Origin of the sequence: Pseudomonas sp. FDAARGOS_380, assembly GCF_002591235.1 — a bacterium.
Lineage (GTDB): Bacteria > Pseudomonadota > Gammaproteobacteria > Pseudomonadales > Pseudomonadaceae > Aquipseudomonas > Aquipseudomonas salmasensis.
This window is the reverse complement of sequence record NZ_CP023969.1, coordinates 962,286-984,668: the sequence shown is the minus strand read 5'-3', so window position 1 is coordinate 984,668 and position 22,383 is coordinate 962,286. Positions and strand designations below refer to the sequence as shown.

The following is a 22,383-nucleotide window of genomic DNA, read 5'->3' as shown; positions in this document are numbered from 1 at the left end:
AACACGCGTTATCGTTGACGTTTTTCGCGAGCAAGCTCGCTCCTACAGAGCGCAAGCCCCTTGGGGAAACACCAGGCTGAACCGCGTAAAACGCCCAGGCTGGCTGGTGACATGAGCATGCCCCTGATGCAAATGCATGATCGACTTCACAATGGCCAAGCCCAACCCGGTGCCGCCCTCGGCGCGGGTACGACTGCTATCGGCGCGGTAGAAACGTTCGAACAGGTGCGGCAGGTGGTGCGCTTCAATACCTCGCCCAGGGTTGCCCACCGACAGCGATACGCTCTGCTCGTAGGTCTCCACCAACAGCAACACGGTGGAGGCCTCGGGTGTGTGGCGAATGGCATTGGAGAGCAAATTGGAAATCGCCCGCTGAATCATCAGCCGGTCTCCCGTCACCCAGGCATCGCCGCGCAGGCTCAGGGTCACGTGTTTGTCTTCGGCACTCAGGGCGAACAACTCCATCACGCGCTGGGCTTCCTGCGCCAGGGACACCTCGGTGAATGAGGCCCGCGCCGCCGGGTGGCTGACCTGCGCCAGAAACAGCATGTCGCTGACAATCCGCGCCAGGCGTTCGAGCTCTTCGGTGTTGGATTCCAGCACTGCCTTGTATTCCTGCGGCGGGCGCTGGCGCGACAGGGTCAACTGGGCCTTGCCCATCAGGTTGGTCAAGGGCGCACGCAGTTCGTGGGCCAGGTCATCGGAGAATTGCGAGAGTTGCTGCACCCCGGCATCCAGGCGGTCGAGCATCACGTTGATGCCGTGGGCCAGTTCACCCAGTTCGTGGGGCAGGTTGTCTACGGATAAGCGATGGGTGAGGTCTTGGGTGGTGACTTTCGCCGCCACCTGGCTGAACTGCTTCAACGGTGCCAGGCCGCGTTGCACCAGCCACCAGGCGCCCATGCCAATCAGTATCAACAGCAGCGGCAGCGCAATCAACGTGGCGCGCAGGTAGGCACTGAGCAGCGCCTGGTCGTCCATCCGGTCCAGGGACAGCAGCACCCGCACACGTTCACCGTTGGCCAGGCGCATCAAGCTGGAGGCACTGAGTATCTGGTTGCCGTAGCTGTCGACCCAGTTGAGGTAGCCCAGGGTTTCCCGTGGTTTGAAGTCGGTGAGCAGTGGTTCCTGGGGCTTGCTGCCGACGTTGAGCAGCACGCTGTTATCGGGTGCGGTGCCGACGATGGTCAGGTGGAAGTTGTCGTGGCCCATCACTAGGTCCATCAGCGAGTGCGGGCGGGCGCGAATACCATGGGCGTCCAGGCCCAGCGCCAGGCTGTGCTGAATCTGCTCCATCTTGCTTTCCAGGTTCTTGCGCGCGAGTTTTTCCAGCTCATGGGTGAGGGCCAGGTAGGCCAGGGTCGCCAGCAGCAACACCAGGCCCGCGCCCATCAGGCTGACCGTGAGGCCCAGGCGCATCGACAGACTGCCGGTCTTCATGGGCGCGCCTCAAGCACATAGCCCACGCCACGAATGGTGTGGATCAGCTTGACCTCGCTCTGGTCATCCACCTTGGCGCGCAGGCGGCTGATGGAGACTTCCACCACATTGGTGTCGCAGTCGAAATTCATGTCCCACACCAGGGAAATAATCTGCGTGCGGGTCAGCACTTCGCCGGCCTGGCGCATCAGTACTTGCAGCAGGGCGAACTCCTTGGTGGTCAGGTCGATGCGCCGGGTGCCGCGATAAGCGCGGTGGCGGCGCGGGTCCAGTTCCAGGTCCGAGACGCGGAACACTTCCGGCTGTGGAATGTGCTCGCTGCGGCGCATCAGGGTGCGCACGCGGGCGAGCAGTTCGGGAAACTCGAACGGCTTGACCAGGTAATCGTCGGCGCCCATGTCCAGGCCCTTGATCTTGTCAGCCAGCCGGCCACGGGCGGTGAGCATCATCACGCGCTGGGTACCATTGCGGCGCAATTCTTCCAGCACTTGCCAGCCATCCTTGCCCGGCAGGTTGACGTCCAGAATCACCAGTTCATAGGCGTGTTGCCCGGCCAGGTGCAGGCCGTCGATGCCATTGGCGGCGCAGTCGACCACGTAGCCACTTTCATTCAGGCCCTGTTGCAGGTAGTCGGCGGTTTTCTGCTCGTCTTCAACCACAAGAATACGCATGGGGGGTTACCTCTTGAATTAGGGGAGAGAAGGCGCCCATTTCCCTATGGCGGCGGTTTCGGAAGTGGGAAAAGTCTGAAGGCTGAAGTAACTCTAGGGTCAACTGCGACCGTCGGTCGCATGCGCCGCAGGCAAAAAAAACGCCCCAAGCGGGGCGTTAAAAATTCATCTCTTTCCAAAGGAGCTACACAAAAGCTTCAGAGATGAATGTGCTCGGGTGAATAAGTTGAAGCGAGTATAGAAAGCTCAACTTAACGGGAAGCTGAGGCCAATATTACAATTTTGATAACCGGCTATTTGTGAACAGATGTTAGTTAATCGCGAGCGAATGTAAGGGCTACAGCACGGCCAATGGGTATTCGGCAATAAAACGAACTTCTTCCAGGTCTGATTCGAACGCACTGGAGCGCACCGTGGCTTGGCGCAAGCGCAGGGACAAGTCCTTCAAACGCCCACTTTGCACCACGTACTTGGCTTCGATATCCCGTTCCCAGCGGCGTTGATCGGTCAAGGGGTTGCCCGCTGCATCGCGGCGCATATACACGGCATTGGCGTTGCTGTAGTCGGCGCCGGTGCCTTTGCCGTAGCGGGTCATGAACGACAGGCCGGGAATGCCGAACGCCTGCATGTCCAGGTCGTAGCGCACCATCCATGAGCGCTCCTTGGGGGCGTTGAAATCGCTGTACTGGATCGAGTTATTGAGGAAGATCGAGTCTGATTGGCGCAGGTAGTCGAAATCATCGTCGCCGTTGTTACGCTGGTGCGATACGGCCACGCTGTGGGCACCGACCTTGACCCCGAGCCTGGCGCTCCAGATGTTGTTGTCGAACTCACCGAGCCGTTTCTGGCCTTCGTCCACGGCCTTGTAATAGTTGAAGTCGCCGAACAGCGACACGTCGTCGGTCAACGCGTAATTGGCATTGCTGCCCAAGTAGTACTGGTCCCAGGCGTCCTTCAAACGGCTGCTGTAAAGGCTGAAACCCAGGTGGCTGTTGAGTTGGTAGTCACCGCCGAAGTAGGCGATCCAAGGCGAGTCGACCTTGCCGGCATAGAAGGTGGCAAAGCCTTTGTTCATGCCGCTTTCACTGGGCTGGCTCATGCCGCTCAGGCGTCCGCCTTGCAGGCTCAAGCCTTCCACGCTGGTGTTTTGCAGGGTGACGCCGCGAAAGCTCTCGGGCAACAAGCGAGAGTCGCCGTAGGCCACCACGGGGGTGAGTGGGAACACGTCGCCGGCTTTGATCACCGTGTCCAGCACGCGCACTTTTGCCGCGCCGCCGACTTTGCTGTAGCTGTTTTCCGGCTGGTTGTCGCTGTTTACCGGCAGCACGCCGAACGAGCCTTTGCCGCCGCTGCGGCCGCTGCCCGAGTCAAGCGTCAGGCCGTACATGGCGAACGCGTCCAGGCCAAAACCCACGGTGCCCTGGGTAAAACCGGATTCGAATTTACCGATAAAGCCCTGGGCCCAGGCTTCGGAATAACCATTGCCGGTGGGGCTGGACTGGCCTTTGCGGTCATCGCGGTTGAAGTAGAAATTGCGTGCCAGCACGTTGATGCGGCTGCCCTCGATAAAACCCTCGGGCTTGCCCTCTACCGCCATGGCGGCCATGGGCAGTGCAGCCATCAGTGAAAAGGGAAGGGTGTAATGACGAATGCTCATGATGCGCTCCTCGGTGATGGCAGTTATCGGCTTCTTATAGAGGCGGGCGTTTTTATTGATCTGGCCCTGGTTGATAGTTGCAAATGGCGGATAACAACTGCATGGCTTGCACATTACAATTTTGGAAACTAACGGCCATCTAACAAATAAGTAATGTTCTGGTGAACCTGGCGTCAGGGTTCACTGGTTACTCTCGACACTGAACTTTCCAGTCGAGGAACCTGTGATGAACTTTTATAAATTAGGCTTGGGTGTGTTAACCGCAGTCTTGTCATTTGGCGCACTGGCCGAAGGCGGCGGGGATCGCACCTTTGCCCTGATGATGGAGCGCAATGAGAAAGCCATGGCCGCCTACGCCATCCAAAAAGGCAAGCCGGTGCCCGAGGTGCAGGCCTACCGCTATGGCATGGACCTGGACATTGCGAAGGTCGTCAACGTGACGCCGCCGATCCGTTCGTGCAACGCCGTGCCGTCGCGCATGACCTACGAAGACTCCAGCGGCAAGCTCAATACCCTGGAATATCAGGTCATGGGCGTATGCCGTAACAATGGCGGTTGAAAATATAGTTGGGCCCAGGGCTCAAGCGCTCTTCAGAAAACCCCGGCAGCGCCGATGCAGGTTAGAACACCCACCTCACTTGCCTAACGGTGCCCCATGTTCAACACCCGCCTGAAGCAAGAGCTGACCGCTCTGCGCGAAGAATTGTCGAGCTTGCTCCAGGTGAAAGAGAGCCTGGAAAGCGAAATGCTCTGCCTGACCCTGGACCCTGAAGGCCGCGTGGAGTGGGCCAATGCCAACTTCCTGCAGGAACTGGCTTATTCACTCGGCGAGATTGTCGGGCGCGCAATCGAAGACCTGGTGCCGGCCCATGTGCGCCAGGACGAGTTCCAACTGCGCTTCAAGCAGGCGCTGGCCCGCGGCGAACACTTTGCCGGCGCCGTGCGCCTGATGCGCGGCAATGGCAAGGAAGCCTGGTTGCGCTCAATCGTGCAGCCGGTGCGCAGTTCGGAGGGGCGCATCAAGCAGTTTTCGATGTTCTCCAGCGACCTTACCCGCACCATCGAGAGCTCGCGTGAACATGAAAACCTCATCACTGCGTTGATGCGTTCTACCGCGTTGATCGAGTTCGACCTGGAAGGGCATGTGCTCACCGCCAATGACCGCTTCCTCGGCGCCATGGGTTACAGCCTGGCGCAGATCGAAGGCAAGCATCACCGTATGTTCTGTGAACCGCAGGAATACAACAGTGCCGAATACCAACAGTTCTGGAAGCGCCTGAACGCTGGTGAGTTCGTCGCCGCGCGTTTCAAACGTGTGGACAGCCACGGCCGCCTGGTGTGGTTGGAGGCCACCTACAACCCGGTGGTGGATGCCAATGAGCGGCTGTACAAAGTGGTCAAGTTCGCCACGGTCATTACCGAGCAGGTCAACCGCGAGCAGGCGGTGGCCGAGGCCGCCAATATCGCCTACAGCACCTCTTTGCAAACCGACGACAGCGCCCAGCGCGGCACCACCGTGGTCACCCAGGCCGTGGACGTGATGCGCGACCTGGCCCAGCACATGCAGCAAGCCGGCGAAGGCATCGAGGCGTTGAATGCCCAGTCCCAAGTGATCGGTAGCATCGTCAAGACCATCAGCGGCATTGCCGAGCAAACCAACCTGCTGGCGCTCAACGCCGCCATCGAAGCGGCGCGTGCCGGGGAGCAGGGGCGTGGCTTTGCGGTGGTGGCCGACGAAGTGCGGCAACTGGCGTCACGCACCAGCAAAGCCACCGAGGAAATCGTCGGTGTGGTGCGCCAGAACCAGGACATGGCCCGCGACGCGGTGGCCTTGATGGCCGACGGTCGTGCGCAAGCCGAGCAGGGCCTGGCCCTGGCGGCCGAGGCGGGCACAGTGATCGTCGAGATTCAAGACGGTGCGCAAAAAGTGGTGAGTGCGGTCGGGCAGTTTGCCAATCAGCTGTCGAGCTGACCTGTCGGGCTTGTGCTTGAGGTATCGTAGGTCTTTTCTCGCTTGCAGAGCTGATCGACCATGAGCCCTACGTTCCGTCGCCCCGTCCCACTGTCCAAGGCTTACCGTTTGCTCAACCACGGGCCGACCGTGTTGGTGAGCGCAGCCCACAACGGCCAGCGCAATATCATGGCCGCTGCCTGGGCCATGCCGCTGGATTTCGAACCGCCGAAAGTCGCGGTGGTGCTCGACAAGGCCACCTGGACTCGCCAGCTACTGGAAGGCGCTGGTACCTTTGTGTTGCAGGTGCCTTGTGTTGCGCAGGCTGATCTGGTGCAGACGGTGGGCAATACCCGCGGTGTTGAAGCCGATAAATTCGCGGCCTACGGCTTGCACAGCTTCAGCGGTGAGCACACCGAGGCGCCGATGCTGGAAGGCTGTGTGGCCTGGTTGGAGTGCCGCCTGCTGCCCGAGCCGCATAATCAGCAGGCCTATGACCTGTTCCTGGGCGAAGTGGTCGCGGCCTATGCTGATGAGCGGGTATTCAGTGAGGGCCACTGGCATTTTGAAGGGCATGATGAACTGCGCACGTTGCACCATGTGGCGGGTGGGAATTTTCTGGCCATTGGCCAACCTGTTGTCGGGCGTCAGCTCTGACTGAGGCGGCATGTCCGAGTTAAGCGAACGCATGTTCAAAGCAACGAAGATCAAATGTGGGAGCTGGCTTGCCTGCGATGACGGCCTGGCAGCCGACACTGATGTACCTGACACACCACCATCCAAATGTGGGAGCTGGCTTGCCTGCGAAGACGGCCTAACAGTCAACACAGTTGGACCGTGTACATGTCCGTTATTTAGGTAACGGCCACCTAGGGTTCCGCTCTGACAGCGGCTCACTTTCGAAAAGCGCGAAAGTAAGCAAAGCGCTCTTGCCCCACCACTCGGCACCTCGCCTGGGCTCGGTGTGCCCGTAATCCGCCAGTGATTTGGGGGGCCGCCGCCACGCGCCATCCATGGCGCGGGGCGGCTAAACCGGCATCCCTGCCGGTTTACCCCCCAAATCACTGTCGAATTCCGGCCAGCGTGGTTTGACGGGGCGCCTAAGATCAAAAGCAGATCAAGATCAAGAGCGGCTCGCTTCGCATCGTGGTTACAGGCGAGCCAGCTCCCACATAGGGTTTGTGGGGTTTTCAGGTTCGCGGCATGCACTCGATGGTGCGGTTTATCACGGTTTTGGCCATCTCCAGCAAGTGCCATGCGGCATGGATTCGGGCGCGGTCGTGGGGTTGCAGGTGATCGCAACAGTCCCACACCGTGGCCGATGCGCTGTTGATCAGATGGGAAATATAGAGTTGAGCGTCTTCGAAGCTGAGCTCTTCGTTGACGACTAGGCAATCCATGGGTGGATCGGGAAGTGCTTTGGTCATGGTGTAACTCCTATTGTGCAAGGGAGCGACCACTCACGCTGCTAAACGCAAGGTGGCAGCTGTACGCGGGTTAGCAGACCGGTCAATAGGAAAACCGGCGCACCCGAAAGTGCCCCGCGCACAGCCACCATAAACGTATAGGTGAACCTGTGCCTATTGAGTTCGGGCTGCTAAACCCGATCACTGAAAAAGCAGTGACGGACCGAAGACTAGCCATCGATTCCAACAGGCACAAGGCGGCGGGGATTGTCTCGGAAACGTCCTGCAATTTAAAGGGACACGGCTTGCTGGCCTTTTACAAACCATGACCAAATGCCAGCAACTGGGCAGCTTTTGTAGGAGCGAGCTTGCTCGCGAAAAACTCACCGGCGCCGCGTTCATTCAGGAAGCCCGCGTTATCGTTGACGCTTTTCGCGAGCAAGCTCGCTCCTACAGTCCCCACGCATTTCAGCGTCCGAGCATTTTCACCCAACGCGATGGCGGCATGCCGTAGGTACTGCGAAATTGGCGGGTCATGTGGCTTTGGTCGGTGAAGCCTGCGGTCATGGCCGCATCCACCAACGATTGGCCCTGGGCCAATAAATGGCGCACCAGGTCCAGCCGGCGCATGGTCAGGTAGCGGTAGGGGCTGGTGCCGAACAACAGACGAAAGTCCCGCGATAACGCCCAGCGGTCGCGGCCGGCGTGGTCGGCAATTTCATCCAGGGTGATGCTGCGGCCCAGGGCGCTGTGGATGAATTCACGGGCGCGTTCGGCTGCGATGTAGTCGAAGGATTTACGGTGGATGATGGCCCCGGACGCAGCGCTCAGTGCGTGAGCCAGGTCGAACATTGCGTCTTGCTCTTGCATCGGGTCTATCGGGCAATCCAGGCTTTGCAGCAACACTTCGCTGGCGCGGTGCAGCCGTGGGTCGGTGGACAAGCCGCCGGGGATAAATGGCAATGGCTGCCCACCGAGGATCTGCTGGATCAGCGCCGGCTCCACGTAAATCATCCGGTACTTGAAACCTTCGTCGCTGCCGGCACGGCCGTCATGGGTTTCATCCGGGTGGATCACCATGGTGGTGCCAGGCAGGCTGTGGGTGGTGCCGCCGCGATAATGAAAGCTCTGCACGCCGAACAACGTGCGCCCGATGGCGTAGGTGTCATGGCGATGGGGATCGAAAGCGAAGCCGGCAAAGTACGCCTCGATACGGTCCAAGCCACTGGCGTGGGGCGCGCGGTGCAGCCAGTCGAGGGAGTGGGTGGGGTTGCCCATGGTGACTTGTCACAAAAGGAGGTGGAAACACGTTAACTGAGTCTGCACCGGTTGTCTGCCGGGGTCTTGTACGATTGTGCAGGTGCTGGGCAATGCACATCGGGTAGCGAATCGCTGACCACCCATGGTAAGAAGCCTTACTTTCAACAGTGAGGCCGGTTATGAGCAAGGTGCGGGTAGGGATTATTTTTGGTGGGCGTTCGGCGGAGCATGAGGTCTCGCTGCAATCGGCGCGCAACGTTGTCGATGCCCTTGATCGCTCACGCTTCGAGCCGGTTTTGATCGGTATCGACAAGGCCGGTCACTGGCACCTCAATGACACCTCGAACTTCCTCATCAACCAGGAAAACCCGGCGCTGATCGCCCTCAACCAATCCAACCGTGAATTGGCGGTGGTGCCCGGCAAGGCCAGCCAGCAAGTGGTGGAAACCTCCGGCCAGGGCTTGCTGGAACACATCGATGTGATCTTCCCGATTGTCCACGGCACCCTCGGCGAAGACGGCTGCCTGCAAGGCTTGCTGCGTATGGCCGACTTGCCCTTCGTCGGCTCCGACGTGCTCGGCTCGGCGGTGTGCATGGACAAAGACATCAGCAAGCGCCTGCTGCGTGACGCGGGTATTGCGGTCACGCCGTTCATCACCCTCACGCGCGGTAACGCGGCGCGCACCTCGTTCGAAACCGCCGCGAACAAGCTCGGTGTGCCGATGTTCGTCAAGCCCGCTAACCAGGGTTCGTCGGTGGGCGTGAGCAAAGTCAGTGACGAAACCGAATACCGCGCAGCGGTTGAACTGGCGTTGGGGTTTGATGAAAAAGTGCTGGTGGAGTCCGCCGTGCAGGGCCGCGAAATCGAATGCGCCGTGCTGGGTAATGACCAGCCCATCGCCAGCGGTTGTGGCGAGATCGTGGTGAGCAGTGGTTTCTATTCCTACGACAGCAAATACATCGACGGCCAGGCCGCCCAAGTGGTGGTGCCGGCGGCGATCAGTCATGAAGCCAGCGAGCGGATCCGCAGCCTGGCCATTGAGGCGTTTGAAGTGCTGGGCTGCGCCGGGTTGGCGCGGGTGGATGTGTTCCTGACGCAGGACGGCGAAGTGCTGGTCAACGAGATCAACTCACTGCCCGGTTTCACCCGCATCAGCATGTACCCCAAGCTGTGGCAGGCGGCGGGCATGAGCTACAGCGAGCTGGTCAGCCGGTTGATCGAGCTGGCGCTGGAGCGGCATGCGGGGCGTAAGGGGTTGAAGATCAGCCGCCAGTGATTGGCCCGAAGCAGTAACGCAATCAGGCGTTACTGAGCACTTCGCGAAAAACGTCCGGCCTTATGGCCGCAATATGCAGTAGCGAACGTGCTGCTCCGGAAGGTGCGCGACGCCCTTGCTCCCATTCTTGAAGGGTTCTTACTGACACGCCCAGAAGCTCGGCAAATTTGGGTTGTGAGAGCCCTGTCTTGCTTCTTGCTTCGGCAGCCTGAGTGACCTCAACGTGCTGCACGGCACCGTAACGTCCCGCTTTGACATCCTGAATGGCTGTGAGTAGTTCTTCGCCTATATTGCGTTTGGCGTCACGTTCCTTCAGTTCTTTATCAGTGAGTGGCATGGTTCATTTCCTTTGCGATTTTGAACAGGACATGTGCCGGAATATTCTCCGTGGCGCTCTTGCCGTAAATCAGTAGCGCGACGACTGCTCCGCACTCCAGTTGTGTGGTGTAGATAACCCGCACTGATCCACTTTTACCCCGGCCCTCCATGCTCCAGCGTATCTTTCGGCAACCTCCCGAGCGCGGAATGACATTTCCAGCATCAGGATGGCTGGCGAGAAACGCCATGAAGATACCTTTTTCATCTTCAGTCCAATAGTCAGGCCATTGCCTGCTGAAGAGAGGGGATTCTATGAGAGTGAGCACGCGAAATTCTACGTCTTTGACGTAGCCTCTGGCAAGAAAGGGCGGGCCAGAAAATCGCAGGTGAGAAGGGGCTGCTCAAGAAGGTTTTTATCGCAAAAAATGACATGGCACTTTGAGTTCTGGCACTCCGCGTAGGATTTAAGACGTAAGGTTGCAGGTCTTTTTTTATAAGCCTGTACGGATAGGTCAACACCTTAATCACCCAACGCCTCACCTTCACGCCGAGGATCAGCACCGCCACTGAGCGACACCTTGCCCTGGGCATCCCGTGTGCGCACGATGGCTTGCACGCCGCTGGTCATCTCGATCTCGCTCAGGGCGTGGCCCTTGTCCTTGAGCGCCTGTTTCAGCGCTGGGCTGAACAGTCCAACTTCCAACTCGGTAGCACCATTGCGGCTGCCGAAGTTGGGCAGGCTGATGGCTGCCTGCGGGTCGAGCTTCCAGTCGAGCATGGCGACCAGGGATTTACTCACGTACTCGATAATTTGCGAGCCGCCGGGGGAGCCGACGGTAGCCAGCAGTTCGCCCGTGTTGCGGTCGAACACCAAGGTCGGCGCCATGGCCGAGCGTGGGCGTTTGCCCGGTTGTACGCGGTTGGCCACAGGCTGGCCGTTTTCTTCGGGAATGAACGAGAAGTCGGTCATCTGGTTGTTGAGCAAAAAGCCCTGGACCATCACATGGGAGCCGAATGCCGCTTCCACTGTGGTGGTCATCGACACGGCGCCGCCCTGGTCGTCCACCGCCACCACCTGGGAGGTAGAGATGCGCAGCGGCGAGCGGTCTGGTGCGTACGCCACCTGAATACCGGCGGGTTGGCCGGGCTTGGCGACGCCCATGCTGCGCTCGCCGATCAGCGTGGCGCGTTGTGCCAGGTAACCTGGCGCGACAAGACCGGCAACCGGGACGGGGGTGAAGTCTGCGTCGGCCACGTACAGCGCGCGGTCGGCAAAGGCCAGGCGCCCGGCTTCGGCGAGCAGGTGCACGGCCTCGGGTGTCGGTTCGAACCCGGCCGGCGAAGCGCTCTTGACCGGTGTCATCGGGGCGATGGCCAGGCGCGGGTCGCGGGTTTCCAGGGCCTGCAGTGTCCCGAGGATCTGCGCCACGGCTATCCCCCCCGAGGACGGCGGTGGCATGCCGCAGACCTTCCATTGTTTGTAGTCGGTACACAGTGGTGCGCGTTGCTTGGCGGCGTAGCCCTTGAGGTCGGCCTGGGACAAGCTGCCGGCATTGCTATGGCCCTGCACTTTGCGTGCGATCTCCTCGGCAATCGGGCCTTGGTACAGCGCGTCCGGCCCTTCCTTGGCGATGCGCTTGAACACGGCGGCCAGTGCCGGGTTTTTCAGCAGCGTGCCGGTGGCTTTTGGCGAGCCATCGGCATTCAGGAAGTACGCCGCCATGTCGGGTGATTGCGCGATAAAGCGGTCAGCGGCGATCAAGCTGTGCAAGCGCGGGGAAATGGCGAAGCCTTGCTCCGACAGGCGAATCGCCGGCTCGAACAGCTTGGCCCATGGCAAGTGGCCGCTCTTTTTGTGCGCCATCTCCAGGGCGCGCAATACCCCTGGCGTGCCCACCGAGCGCCCGCCAATCTGCGCATCCGTGAACGCCATCGGCGTACCGTCGGCCTTCAGGAACAGACGCTCTGTCGCCCGGGCCGGTGCTGTTTCGCGGCCATCGTAAGCCTGCACGTTGTGCCCATCCCACAGCATGATGAACGCACCGCCGCCGATGCCGGACGACTGCGGTTCCACCAGGGTCAATACCGCTTGCATGGCAATCGCCGCATCAATGGCCGAACCGCCTTGGCGCAGCATTTCACGCCCGGCTTCGGCGGCCAGAGGGTTGGCGGCGGCAGCCATATGGCGCTCGGCGTGGCGGGTGCTCAGGTCGGTGCGATAGCCCGAGCCCAACTCCGGGGCCGGTGGCTGTTCATTGACCGGCGTGTGGCAGGCGGCGAGGGCCAGGGCGGCGGCGATGACTGTCAGGCTGCGGCGGGAAATCAAAAACACGCGCTGAACTCCGTTCATGGTGAGAAGGGGCTGTTGTCCTTGGGGTACTGCGTTTTACAGGTAAATCGTGCCTTGCATGTACAGCACGGCCTTGCCGGAAATAATCACCCGGTCGCCCTGGAGTTCACAGCGCAACTGGCCCTTACGCTGGCCGCCTTGCTCGGCGTTCAGTTGCGATTTGCCCAGGCGCTCGGCCCAGAACGGTGCCAGCGAGGTGTGCGCCGAGCCGGTAACCGGGTCTTCGTTGACGCCCACATTCGGGCCGAACCAGCGCGAGACGAAATCAAACCGCGTGCTTTTGGCGGTTACCGCAATCCCGCGTTTAGGCAGGCCCTTGAGCCGTGCGAAATCCGGTGTGAGGGCCGCTACCTGGGCTTCATCTTCCACCAGCACGATGTAGTCGTCGGTGCCAAACACCTCGGCGGTTTCAAGCCCCAGGGCGCTCAACATGCCGTGGGGCGGCTCGCAGCGTTCGGGTTTCTTGGCCGGAAAATCCATCGCCAGCTCATCGCCGTTGCGCGTTACCCGCAACTCGCCGCTACGGGTGGCAAAGCGCAACACCTGCGGGGCGTCCGCCAACTTGTGGATCAATACCCACGCGGCTGCCAACGTGGCATGGCCGCACAGGTCCACCTCCACTTGCGGGGTGAGCCAGCGCAACTCATAGACGTCGCCACGGGGTACAAAGAACGCAGTTTCCGAAAGATTATTTTCGGCCGCAATCTGCTGCAGTTGCTCATCAGGCAGCCACTCAGTGAGTGGGCACACTGCTGCCGGGTTGCCGCCGAAGGGATGGTGGCTGAAAGCGTCGACTTGGTAGATGTCCAGTTGCATCGTGGCACTCCGTGTTGAGGGGAGGCTGGACACTAACAGTGGGGGTGGGGGGCGTCAAAATACAGTTGGGGAGTTTTTTTGCGCGCATAAAAAAACGGCCTACCTTTCGGTAAGCCGTTTTTAGTACTTGGTGGCTACACAGGGACTTGAACCCCGGACCCCAGCATTATGAATGCTATGCTCTAACCAACTGAGCTATGTAGCCAAGTGGCGCGCATTATTCGCTTGGAACGGCAATGCGTCAAGCGTTTTTGTTGAAAATTTTTCTACGCTTTCAACTGTTTAAGCCAAAGCGCTGATTTTGGCGACGGGCGGTGGCGAATGCACCGTGGATGAGGGGAGCAGAAGAAGCTCGGTGTCTTTGAAGGTTTACTCGCGGGCCAAGTCCGACAGTGTTGGGCAGATATCCCTGTCGCCCAACGCTTGACCGGCTAATTCAACTTACGGGTGCAGTGGGGTGTGGGTGACGCGCTTGAGCTGTTCGCGTGCCCGTGACAGGCGCGAGCGCACGGTGCCGATAGGAATGTCCAGTACGTCGGCGGTGTCCTGGTAGCTGCCGTCGGTTTCCAGCGAGGCATACAACGTCCTACGCATTTCTGTGGGCAAATGATCAATCGCGCTCAGGGTATTTTCCAGTCTCCGGTTGACCTCGAATTCCCAGTCCAGGCTGTGGCTTTCTTCCTGTCCGTGCCACAGCGACTCATCGAATTCGCAATGTGCAGGCTTGGCATACAGGCGTCGAAAGTGGTTGCGGATCAGGTTTTGCGCGATACCGCACATCCAGGTACTCAGCGTCGCGGTACCACTGAAACGCTCGCGATTGCGCCAGGCTTCCAAGTATGTCAGTTGCAAAAGATCATCCGCGTCTTCCGGGTTGAGAACCCGTTTGTGAATGAAACGTCGGAGTTTTTTCTGTTGGTCGTCTGTCAGATGGAGCATGAATTGAGGCGAACTGCCACCAAGGTGAACTAAGGCTTCAATAGGGATATTCATGATTTTTCCTTAAGGTAGACGCAGTCGAAATAGTTTCGGCGTTTACCTCTTTTGCACTGCCTGTGCCAAAGGAGAATCTGCACATAACCCAATGATTTATATATATAAATACTTTAATTTCGTGGCGCTTTTGTGCAGTAATTTGCAAAAGGCACCAGGGGCTTGTGCGGGTTTTTTCACCTTGTTGGAAGAGCGAGTTTCAATGGAACCATCTGGACGGGCCTAACCACACATTGGCACTCTCTTCCTGTACTGGCCTGCCCATGAAAGTCGAATCTACCTCCGAAGTGCCAATCACCCCGCGTGTGGAGCTCCCCACCGTTAGCCCGGCCGCCAAGCCTGAGCCAGGCCAAGGTATCGATGATCTTTTCCTGCACTTCAGTCAGGAGGTTGAATCCAGCAGCCGTACGTTGGACAAACGCAAAATTGGCGTACGTGTGCCTCCTGTCCAGGCGCTCGCGCAGCTCTATGAGCAGTTGGGGCATCCGGCCCAGGAAAGCTTTGCTGCGGTAGCGCGTCGAATCAGGCTGCAATTGCTGATGCAACCCAGCATCGATAAGTTGCTGGAGGCCACTGGCGGTGATCCGGCGCGCACCTTCGTGGTACTCAAGGCGGTGTGCGAGCAGGCCGAGGCCGACGTGCGCAGCTCCGAAGCCGACCTGGCGCGGGATGCTATTGCCAAGCTGGAGGTCCGTTTCAAAGGGCAGATCCAGGCGGGCCTGAATATCGCCATGGCCTTGCAGACGGCGGGTGGCGATCCACAAGAGCGCCAGGCGCTGCGCGCGCTGTACTACGCCAGTGTGGTGACACGGCAATCCCTGGCCACCATGATGCAGGCGCTGCTGGGCGTCTACGGTGACGACCGTTTTGCACATGGCTTGAATGTGATGTCCAGCGCCCTGACGGCCGACATCGCCGCCCATGTGTCCTCCGTGCCTACGGCAATGTTGCGCACCTTGCTGGTAGGGCTGCGCAGCTGCGGTGCATTGAGCGGGGTGTTGTGCAGCTGTCGTGAGCTGGTCCAGAACCTTGCAACCGAACTGCATGCGGTAAGCCTGCTGCAACGCCTGCTGGGTTATACAAGTACCGGCATCGTGACAAATGAAGTCATGCGCCTGGCCGAAGATATGGGGGCCGGCACGTCAACACTCGTGGCGCTCAATGCGCTTTATCCGCTGTTTCTGAAATTGCCTCTGGCTTTGTGGCCGGATAGCCAGTCACGCCAAGAGGCGCTGCACAACTTTCTACTGGTGATGGACCAGCTTGCCCGCCTCGAAGGCATAAGCCCAGGCTTTCCTAATTCGAGTGTCCTGGCGTGAGCGTGCTGTCCACCGTCAACGGCGTACTGCTCAAGGTAGCTCAGCGCGCCGAGGTCTTGGGCGCCGTGGTGATCATGGCCATTGTGTTCATCTTCATCGTGCCGCTGCCTACCTGGCTGGTGGACATTCTGATTGCGCTGAATATCTGTATTTCCTGCCTGTTGATCATGCTGGCGCTGTACTTGCCCGGGCCATTGGCGTTCTCTTCCTTCCCGTCGATTTTGTTGCTGACCACCATGTTTCGCCTGGCATTGTCGATCGCTACGACGCGCTTGATTCTGCTCGAACAGGACGCCGGCGATATCGTTGAGGCCTTCGGCAACTTCGTAGTGGGCGGCAACCTGGCTGTTGGGATGGTGATCTTCCTGATCCTCACCCTGGTCAACTTTCTGGTGATCACCAAGGGCTCTGAGCGGGTTGCCGAAGTGGCGGCGCGCTTCAGCCTGGACGCAATGCCGGGCAAGCAGATGTCCATCGACAGTGACTTGCGTGCCGGTTTGATTGACGGTGTGCAAGCGCGCGACAAGCGTGAACAGTTGTCCCGCGAGAGCCAGCTGTTCGGCGCCATGGATGGCGCGATGAAGTTCGTCAAAGGCGATGCCATCGCTGGCTTGATCATTGTGGTGGTCAACCTGCTGGGTGGGTTTTCCACGGGGATGTTCCAGCACGGTTTGAGCGCTGCCGATTCGATGGCGCTGTATTCTGTGCTGACCATCGGTGATGGCCTGATTGCGCAGATTCCCGCGCTGCTGATTTCCCTGACCGCCGGTATGATCATTACCCGCGTGGCACCGGAAGGGCGCAAGGGCATCACGAACATGGGCGCCGAGATCGCACGCCAGATGACCAGTGAGCCCAAGAGCTGGATGATCGCCTCGGTGGCCATGCTGGTGTTTGCGATCGTGCCTGGCATGCCGACCCTGGTGTTTATCCTGCTGGCGATGATGACCGGCGCCTTGGGTTATTACCTCGACCGTCGGCGCCGACGTGAAGCGCAGCCAGAAGCTGAAGCCGTCGAAGCCATGCGGCCTGAAGAAAATGGCAAAGAAGACCTGCGCGGGTTTGATCCGTCCCGGCCTTATCTGTTGCAGTTTCCCTCGGCCCTGCGCGGCACGCCTGAGGTGACCGATCTTATTCACGGCATCCGCCAGGTTCGAAATTCCCTGGTTGCCAATATCGGCCTGACATTGCCGCCGTTTGAGGTCGAGATCGATGACTCGCTGGCCGATGATGAAATGCGCTTCTGCGTTCATGAAGTGCCAATGGTCAAGGCGTCGGTGGTCCAGCGCGTTGCCGTAGAGCGCAGCGCCCTGACGGTTGAGCCTGAGCATGGCATACCGGGATTGGCCGAGCGTAACGAGCAGGATTGGCTCTGGCTGCCACCTGACGACCCACTGCTCAATGACGCGCAGTTGGAGCGCTTCAATGCGACGAGCCTGATCGTCGAGCGCATGAAGAAGGCGATGATGCTCAGCGGGCCACAGTTCCTGGGGATTCAGGAGAGCAAGGCGATCCTCAGTTGGCTGGAGAACAATCAACCCGAACTGGTGCAGGAGCTGCAGCGCATCATGCCGATCTCGCGCTTTTCGGCGGTGCTGCAACGCCTGGCCAGCGAAGGGGTTCCGCTGCGCGCCGTGAGGTTGATTGTCGAATCGCTGATCGAATACGGCCAGCACGAACGTGAGCCCGAAGCACTGGCTGACTATGCGCGCATTGCCCTCAAGTCGCAGATCTACCACCAGTACAGCGAGGCCGATGGGCTGCATGCCTGGCTGTTGTCACCGCAGACCGAAAACGTGTTGCGCGAGGCACTGCGTCAGACCCAGACCGGGGTGTTCTTTGCACTCGACGGCGACAATAGCGCTGCGCTGATCAACCTGCTCAACCAGGCCTTCAGTGCACGCGCAAAAATTAAAAGCGTGTTGTTGGTGGCGCAGGATTTGCGCAGCCCCTTGCGAACCTTGTTGCTTGAGGAGTTCAACCATGTACCGGTGTTGTCTTTCGCCGAGCTGGGGAGCAATTCCAAGGTCAAGGTGCTGGGGCGTTTTGACCTTGGCCAGGATGAGTTGATGCACGGGACATTGGCATGAACACATCGCTACTTGCAGAGTACGGGGGGACGTACTGATGTTCGAACTCCGAGTGTTGGATGGTTCGCATCAAGGGGCCGCGCTGCCTCTGTTTGGCGAGCAATGGAGCCTTGGCGCCAACGCGGGCGCCGACCTCTTGCTGGATGACCCTGGTGTCGCCGAGCACCACGCACGCCTGTTATTGCTTGAAGGGCGCTGGTCAGTGCAGGCTGAAGCGGGGTTGCTGAAAAACAGCGATGGGCAAATGTTGGCGCAGATCGGCGATCTGGCACTCAACACGCCGTTTGTGATTGGCTCTGTCAGCTTGTGTGTCAGCCCTGCCGATCATCCTTGGCGCCAGGCATCGGTGCTCAAGCCGCCCCAGCCGGCAACGGCACCCTTGCCCCCGGCGCCATTGCCGCTGACGCTGTCTTCCATTTCCGCGTTGCAGCAAAAACGCCTGGTCAGCCTGGTGCTGCTATGCGCCGTGATCATCGCTGCGGTTGGCATTATCTTCAGCGGTGAGCGCGAAGCCCAGGCATCGCTGATGCCTGCGGTCATTCAGAAACCTGGGTTGGACTCACCCATTGAGGTGCGCCAGCAACTCATGAGGATGCTCAACGAGCGCGAATTGCTCCAGCGTGTCAGCTTGCAGATCGTCAATGGTCAGATTGCCCTCAATGGTGTTGTTTCCCAGGATGAAGTGGAACTGATTGCGCGCATGCTCGACCGTTTTGCCGAGCAATTCGACACGGTGGTGCCGGTAATCAGTCGCGTACGGGTACGCGATGGCAGGTTACCGTTCAAGATCTTGCAGATAGTGGGCGGTCCGAATGGCCACGTGGTGCTGGAAGAAGGAACCCGCTTATTCGTGGGTGATGAAGTGGATGGTCTGCGCCTGGTTTTGATCGATAACAGCAAAGTGGTTTTCGACGGCGAGCAACGTTATGAGGTGGGCTGGTGAAGGGTTCGCTGCAGGAGCGTCTGGAGGCCTGGCAACTGAACCAGTCACAGGCGTTGAGCAGCTTCGCACCGGTGACGATGCTCGGTCGTATTCAACGCGTGAACGGCATGCTGTTGCAATGCCGATTGCCGCAGGCCCGTATTGGCGACCTGTGCCAAGTCGAAAAAGCACCGGGCGACTACATGCTCGCCGAGATCATCGGGTTCGATCAGCGCGATGCGGTGCTCAGTGCCCTGGGCAATCTGGAAGGCGTGCGTGTAGGGGCCAGCGTTGCGCGGTTGGGGGTTCCGCATCAGGTTCGGGTCGGTGATGAGCTGTTGGGACAGGTGCTGGATGGTTTTGGTCGCCCGATTGCGGGCGATGGTGTGGGCGCGTTCGTGGAAGCGGAAATACCTGGGGCGACCACCGTGTTATGTGAGGCGCCTCTTCCTACCGAACGGCCGCGGATCAACCGTGCACTGGCCACGGGTGTGCGCTCGATTGATGGCCTGATGACCCTGGGGGAGGGGCAGCGTGTGGGGCTGTTTGCCGGTGCCGGTTGTGGCAAGACCACCTTGTTGGCCGAGATCGCCCGTAACGTGGAGTGCGATGTGATCGTATTCGGTCTCATCGGGGAGCGGGGCCGGGAGTTGCGCGAGTTTCTTGATCACGAACTGGACGAGCAGTTGCGTGCCAAGGCCGTGTTGGTGTGCGCAACCTCCGACCGCTCAAGCATGGAGCGCGCGCGTGCCGCGTTCACGGCAACCGCGCTGGCCGAAGGTTTCCGGCGTAAGGGTCAGCGTGTGCTGTTGCTGATCGACTCTCTGACCCGTTTTGCCAGGGCCCAGCGTGAAATCGGCCTGGCTGCCGGTGAACCCTTGGGGCGCGGTGGTCTGCCGCCGTCGGTCTACAGTTTGCTGCCACGCTTGGTGGAGCGTGCCGGCTTGACCCGTGAAGGCGTGATCACGGCCATCTATACAGTGCTGATCGAACAGGACTCCATGAACGATCCGGTGGCGGATGAGGTGCGCTCTCTGCTCGACGGTCATATCGTCCTGTCGCGCAAGCTGGCCGAGCGCGGCCACTACCCGGCGGTCGATGTACTGGCCAGCCTTTCGCGGATTCTGAGCAATGTCGCCGAGCCCGTGCATATCCGTGCCGGTACGGCGTTACGACGCTTGCTGTCGGCTTACCAGCAGATCGAGCTGATGCTCAAGCTAGGGGAATATCAGCCCGGCAACGATGCGCTCACCGACCTGGCAGTTGATAGTCGGCAGGCGGTGGATGGCTTTCTGCGCCAGGACTTGCGCGAACCTTCGCCGCTTGCCGCCACCATGGATCAATTGGCTGAGCTGACCGCCCATGTCCCATTCTGAAGTGTTACCGGGTGAAATCGACACTCTGCGACGTTTGCGTCGACACCACGCTGACCGCGCCGAGCGTGCGCTGCGTGAGGCAAAACGGGCGCAGCAAGCGCTGGTCGCGCACATCCTGGAGGCGCAAGAAGTCCTCGAACAAACCCGCCTGGAAGAGGCCCGGCAATGCGCCGAGTTGTTGAGTCTGCACCAGGGGCAGGTGGTGACGTTCAAGGCGCTGAAAAACTGGAATGCCACGGAGCGGCAATTATCGGCGGGTACCCGGCGTGAAGAAGGCCAGTTGTTGCAACTCAAAGAGCGGCAGCAAGAGCAGGCTGCACAGGTCGACCACGCGCAGAAACACGTCACCTTGTGCTTGCGCCAGGTGGAAAAAATCCAAGAGTTATCTAAGTTACTGACGCAGGAGCCGATATGAAACAGGTTTCAGTTAGTCCGCCTGAACGTCCGCGTCTGCGTGAGTCTCGTGATGACCGTGCGCCTGAATTCGGCGCCCTGGTGCCTTGGGAGCAAGGACGATTCTTCGCCCGGTTGTTTAACGATGGGGGCCAGGACGGCGGGGGATATGGAACGTCTCTGAACGCAATCAAAGCCTCGGGCGATGTGGCCATGATCGAGGCGTTGACCGAGCAGTTGGCGCCGCGAATGCTCGTCGGTTCGCAATGGCCGATGATGGCGGTTTTTCACCTGGGCCGCCTGGGACGGGTCAACGCCAGTATCCGCCGGGAGCAGGGGAGCTGGAATGTCGAGCTGGAGGCGGAGCAAGACAACACGGCGCGCTGGCTCAGTGGCGTACGCCAACAATGTGAGCAACGGCTGGCGGCGAGCCTGCGCCAGCCCGTCAATGTGTATCTGGCAAAATCGGCGCAGGCATGATGCTGCCACCTCTGATATTTCCCACATTCAAAGCCGATATTGCGGTTGCCCGGCAGCGGTTGGGGCAAGGGTTGTGTATGCCGTTCGAGGTCGCCGGTTCGAGAGGCGAGTTGAGAATGGAGCCTGGTACTGCTCCGGTGGGCATCCAGCCGCTTTGCTTCGAAACCGCCTGTGGGGTAGTGGCCTTCAGTGAGCCAGGACCGCAGTTTAGCCTGATGGGTGAATGCCCGGTGACGTTCGCGCAGGCCGGCAACGATCCCGACGCCTGGTTCTGGGAGTTGTTTCAGCATCATCTGAGCCCTCAGGTGCAAGCGCTGTTTGGTTACCTGCGTTTGCTGCCCGGCCCCCGCCCCTTGAACTTTGGTTGTCGACTCTGCGTGACGCTCGGCGCCTCTCGCGTCACGGGCTATCTGTGGCTGTCTGTCGAGAGCTTTCTGGCGCTATGCAAGGCGGGGCCGTGGCGGCTCAAGGCTGAGCCAATGCCGGCGCAGTTTCAGCTGGCGGTGGACGTAACGCTCGGGCGCCTGCGGTTGTCCATGCACCAGCTGCGCAGCTTGCGTGCCGGTGACGTGCTGGTGCTTGAACGAGCCTTTTTCAGTGCGTCGGGAACCGGCCACGTACAGGTTGGCAAACAGCGTCTGGTGGGCTGGATCGACGCTGGATCCGGGCCGACGCGTCTTACCCTTACTTCTATCGAGGATATGTTTGTGGACGAGGATTTTGCAACACAACCCTACTCAGGGCATGAGGATGAAACCGCGGTGATGGATGTGTTCGGGCATGAACCCTTCGACGAGCTGAGCATGGCGCTCAATGTACGGTGCGGTACGCTGAACCTGACCCTCGGCGAGTTGCGCAACCTTGCGCCCGGCGCGGTGCTGGGAGTCGCCGGCTATGCCCCTGGCACTGCGGGGCTCTACTACGGCGACCGCCCCCTCGGCCAGGGCCAGTTGGTTGAAGTGGACGGGCGGCTGGGGCTGCAGATGACTCGCGTGATCTTTTCTCGATGAGTAGTTTCCAGGGAATAGATCCGGTCGTCCTGGCAATATTTCTGGGGGCATTGTCGTTGATGCCCATGCTGTTGGTCGTCTGCACGGCGTTCCTGAAGATCGTGATTGTGCTGATGATCACCCGTAATGCCATCGGTGTGCAGCAGGTGCCTCCGGGCATGGCCATCAATGGTATTGCCCTGGCGGCCACCCTGTTCATCATGGCGCCTGTAGGCTATGAGATGGCCGAGATCGTCAAGGTGTCGCCCCTGGACCTGACCAGCGTGGGCACACTTCAGCAGACGGGAATGGAGGCGATCAAACCATTGCGCACCTTCATGCTGCGCAACAGTGACCCGGATATCCTTACCCACCTGTTGGAAAATGCCATGCGCATGTGGCCGGCACAGATGGCACAGGATGTCCAACGTGAGGATCTGATCCTGCTGGCGCCGGCCTTTGTGCTGTCACAGTTGCAGGCGGGGTTCGAAATCGGCTTCCTGATCTATATCCCTTTCATCGTGATTGACCTGATTGTCTCCAATCTCTTGTTGGCGCTGGGGATGCAAATGGTCTCGCCCATGACCATTTCCCTGCCGCTCAAATTGCTCTTGTTCGTGATGGTCTCCGGGTGGTCGCGGTTGCTCGACAGCCTGTTCCTTTCCTATCTCTGAG

Annotated in this window: 22 protein-coding genes, 1 tRNA gene and 1 pseudogene; 13 read left to right on the top strand and 11 right to left on the bottom strand. The window is 59.8% G+C overall.

Annotated features, from left to right (window positions below):
- Nucleotides 1–42: 42 nt before the first annotated feature.
- The 3 genes from CRN80_RS04840 to CRN80_RS04830 all read right to left on the bottom strand — a co-directional run bounded on the left by CRN80_RS04840 (nucleotide 43) and on the right by CRN80_RS04830 (nucleotide 3,768).
- Nucleotides 43–1,440: a heavy metal sensor histidine kinase gene (locus tag CRN80_RS04840; RefSeq protein ID WP_032893696.1), complete on the bottom strand. Its 1,398-nt coding sequence runs from the start codon at nucleotides 1,438–1,440 to the stop codon at nucleotides 43–45.
- Nucleotides 1,437–2,111, bottom strand: a complete 675-nt coding sequence (locus tag CRN80_RS04835; protein WP_032893695.1) for a heavy metal response regulator transcription factor — start codon at nucleotides 2,109–2,111, stop codon at nucleotides 1,437–1,439. The genes CRN80_RS04840 and CRN80_RS04835 overlap by 4 nt, the downstream gene beginning before the upstream one ends.
- Nucleotides 2,112–2,448: 337 nt before the next feature.
- On the bottom strand, nucleotides 2,449–3,768 hold the full coding sequence (locus tag CRN80_RS04830) for an OprD family porin (protein WP_098949643.1): 1,320 nt from the start codon (nucleotides 3,766–3,768) through the stop codon (nucleotides 2,449–2,451).
- A gap of 226 nt (nucleotides 3,769–3,994) precedes the next feature.
- On the opposite strand from CRN80_RS04830, the gene CRN80_RS04825 reads away from it, so the two are divergent.
- The 4 genes and pseudogenes from CRN80_RS04825 (at nucleotide 3,995) to CRN80_RS04815 (ending at nucleotide 6,376) form a co-directional block, all read left to right on the top strand.
- Nucleotides 3,995–4,327: a DUF2790 domain-containing protein gene (locus tag CRN80_RS04825; RefSeq protein ID WP_098949642.1), complete on the top strand. Its 333-nt coding sequence runs from the start codon at nucleotides 3,995–3,997 to the stop codon at nucleotides 4,325–4,327.
- Between the two features lie 96 nt (nucleotides 4,328–4,423).
- A pseudogene (locus CRN80_RS32060) lies at nucleotides 4,424–5,152 on the top strand (PAS domain-containing protein); the annotation flags it as partial.
- 156 nt (nucleotides 5,153–5,308) lie between these two features.
- Entirely contained in the window at nucleotides 5,309–5,740 is a 432-nt protein-coding gene (locus CRN80_RS32055) for a methyl-accepting chemotaxis protein (RefSeq protein WP_370712620.1), read from the top strand.
- A gap of 60 nt (nucleotides 5,741–5,800) precedes the next feature.
- Nucleotides 5,801–6,376, top strand: a complete 576-nt coding sequence (locus CRN80_RS04815) for a flavin reductase family protein (RefSeq protein WP_032893691.1) — start codon at nucleotides 5,801–5,803, stop codon at nucleotides 6,374–6,376.
- A 533-nt stretch (nucleotides 6,377–6,909) separates the two neighbouring features.
- Here the strand turns inward: CRN80_RS04815 and CRN80_RS04810 are convergent.
- Together CRN80_RS04810 and CRN80_RS04805 are read right to left on the bottom strand one after the other, a co-directional pair.
- Nucleotides 6,910–7,146 carry a hypothetical protein gene (locus CRN80_RS04810; RefSeq protein ID WP_098949640.1) on the bottom strand — a complete coding sequence of 79 codons (237 nt, stop codon included), beginning with the start codon at nucleotides 7,144–7,146 and terminating at the stop codon, nucleotides 6,910–6,912.
- A gap of 447 nt (nucleotides 7,147–7,593) precedes the next feature.
- On the bottom strand, nucleotides 7,594–8,403 hold the full coding sequence (locus CRN80_RS04805) for an AraC family transcriptional regulator (RefSeq protein WP_098949639.1): 810 nt from the start codon (nucleotides 8,401–8,403) through the stop codon (nucleotides 7,594–7,596).
- Nucleotides 8,404–8,564: 161 nt separating this feature from the next.
- Between CRN80_RS04805 and ddlA the strand changes: the two genes are divergently transcribed.
- Entirely contained in the window at nucleotides 8,565–9,662 is a 1,098-nt protein-coding gene (gene ddlA / locus CRN80_RS04800; protein WP_098949638.1) for a D-alanine--D-alanine ligase, read from the top strand.
- A gap of 22 nt (nucleotides 9,663–9,684) precedes the next feature.
- On the opposite strand, the gene CRN80_RS04795 is transcribed toward ddlA, so the two are convergent.
- The 6 genes from CRN80_RS04795 to CRN80_RS04770 form a co-directional block, all read right to left on the bottom strand.
- On the bottom strand, nucleotides 9,685–9,999 hold the full coding sequence (locus tag CRN80_RS04795) for a DNA-binding transcriptional regulator (RefSeq protein ID WP_019817027.1): 315 nt from the start codon (nucleotides 9,997–9,999) through the stop codon (nucleotides 9,685–9,687).
- A complete protein-coding gene (locus CRN80_RS04790; RefSeq protein WP_222933213.1) occupies nucleotides 9,986–10,228 on the bottom strand; it encodes a hypothetical protein in 243 nt (80 codons plus the stop codon). The genes CRN80_RS04795 and CRN80_RS04790 overlap by 14 nt, the downstream gene beginning before the upstream one ends.
- A gap of 272 nt (nucleotides 10,229–10,500) precedes the next feature.
- Nucleotides 10,501–12,330, bottom strand: coding sequence for a gamma-glutamyltransferase (ggt, locus tag CRN80_RS04785; protein WP_098949636.1), 1,830 nt, complete (start codon nucleotides 12,328–12,330; stop codon nucleotides 10,501–10,503).
- Nucleotides 12,331–12,366: 36 nt separating this feature from the next.
- Nucleotides 12,367–13,146, bottom strand: coding sequence for a PhzF family phenazine biosynthesis protein (locus CRN80_RS04780; protein WP_098949635.1), 780 nt, complete (start codon nucleotides 13,144–13,146; stop codon nucleotides 12,367–12,369).
- 128 nt (nucleotides 13,147–13,274) lie between these two features.
- Nucleotides 13,275–13,351, bottom strand: a tRNA-Met gene (locus CRN80_RS04775).
- A 236-nt stretch (nucleotides 13,352–13,587) separates the two neighbouring features.
- A complete protein-coding gene (locus CRN80_RS04770; protein ID WP_032893686.1) occupies nucleotides 13,588–14,139 on the bottom strand; it encodes an RNA polymerase sigma factor in 552 nt (183 codons plus the stop codon).
- Nucleotides 14,140–14,402: 263 nt separating this feature from the next.
- Here CRN80_RS04770 and CRN80_RS04765 point away from each other — a divergent pair, with 263 nt between their 5' ends.
- The 8 genes from CRN80_RS04765 to sctR are packed head-to-tail and all read left to right on the top strand — an operon-like array spanning nucleotide 14,403 to nucleotide 22,382.
- Entirely contained in the window at nucleotides 14,403–15,458 is a 1,056-nt protein-coding gene (locus CRN80_RS04765) for a TyeA family type III secretion system gatekeeper subunit (protein ID WP_032893685.1), read from the top strand.
- Nucleotides 15,455–17,548, top strand: coding sequence for a type III secretion system export apparatus subunit SctV (sctV, locus tag CRN80_RS04760; RefSeq protein WP_032893684.1), 2,094 nt, complete (start codon nucleotides 15,455–15,457; stop codon nucleotides 17,546–17,548). The genes CRN80_RS04765 and sctV overlap by 4 nt, the downstream gene beginning before the upstream one ends.
- 37 nt (nucleotides 17,549–17,585) lie before the next feature.
- Complete coding sequence (locus CRN80_RS04755; protein WP_032893683.1) at nucleotides 17,586–18,491, top strand: FHA domain-containing protein; 906 nt, start codon at nucleotides 17,586–17,588, stop codon at nucleotides 18,489–18,491.
- Nucleotides 18,488–19,846, top strand: coding sequence for a FliI/YscN family ATPase (locus CRN80_RS04750; protein ID WP_032893682.1), 1,359 nt, complete (start codon nucleotides 18,488–18,490; stop codon nucleotides 19,844–19,846). Before CRN80_RS04755 ends, CRN80_RS04750 begins: the two co-directional genes overlap by 4 nt.
- Nucleotides 19,833–20,261 (top strand): type III secretion protein, encoded by a 429-nt coding sequence (locus CRN80_RS04745; protein ID WP_098949634.1) that lies wholly within the window; start codon nucleotides 19,833–19,835, stop codon nucleotides 20,259–20,261. The genes CRN80_RS04750 and CRN80_RS04745 overlap by 14 nt, the downstream gene beginning before the upstream one ends.
- Nucleotides 20,258–20,719 (top strand): type III secretion system HrpP C-terminal domain-containing protein, encoded by a 462-nt coding sequence (locus CRN80_RS04740; RefSeq protein WP_032893680.1) that lies wholly within the window; start codon nucleotides 20,258–20,260, stop codon nucleotides 20,717–20,719. The genes CRN80_RS04745 and CRN80_RS04740 overlap by 4 nt, the downstream gene beginning before the upstream one ends.
- Nucleotides 20,716–21,729: a FliM/FliN family flagellar motor switch protein gene (locus tag CRN80_RS04735; RefSeq protein WP_098949633.1), complete on the top strand. Its 1,014-nt coding sequence runs from the start codon at nucleotides 20,716–20,718 to the stop codon at nucleotides 21,727–21,729. Before CRN80_RS04740 ends, CRN80_RS04735 begins: the two co-directional genes overlap by 4 nt.
- The gene (gene sctR / locus CRN80_RS04730) at nucleotides 21,726–22,382 is read left to right on the top strand and encodes a type III secretion system export apparatus subunit SctR (protein ID WP_098949632.1); all 657 of its coding nucleotides are present in this window, start codon (nucleotides 21,726–21,728) and stop codon (nucleotides 22,380–22,382) included. Before CRN80_RS04735 ends, sctR begins: the two co-directional genes overlap by 4 nt.
- The last annotated feature ends 1 nt before the right edge of the window (nucleotide 22,383 follow it).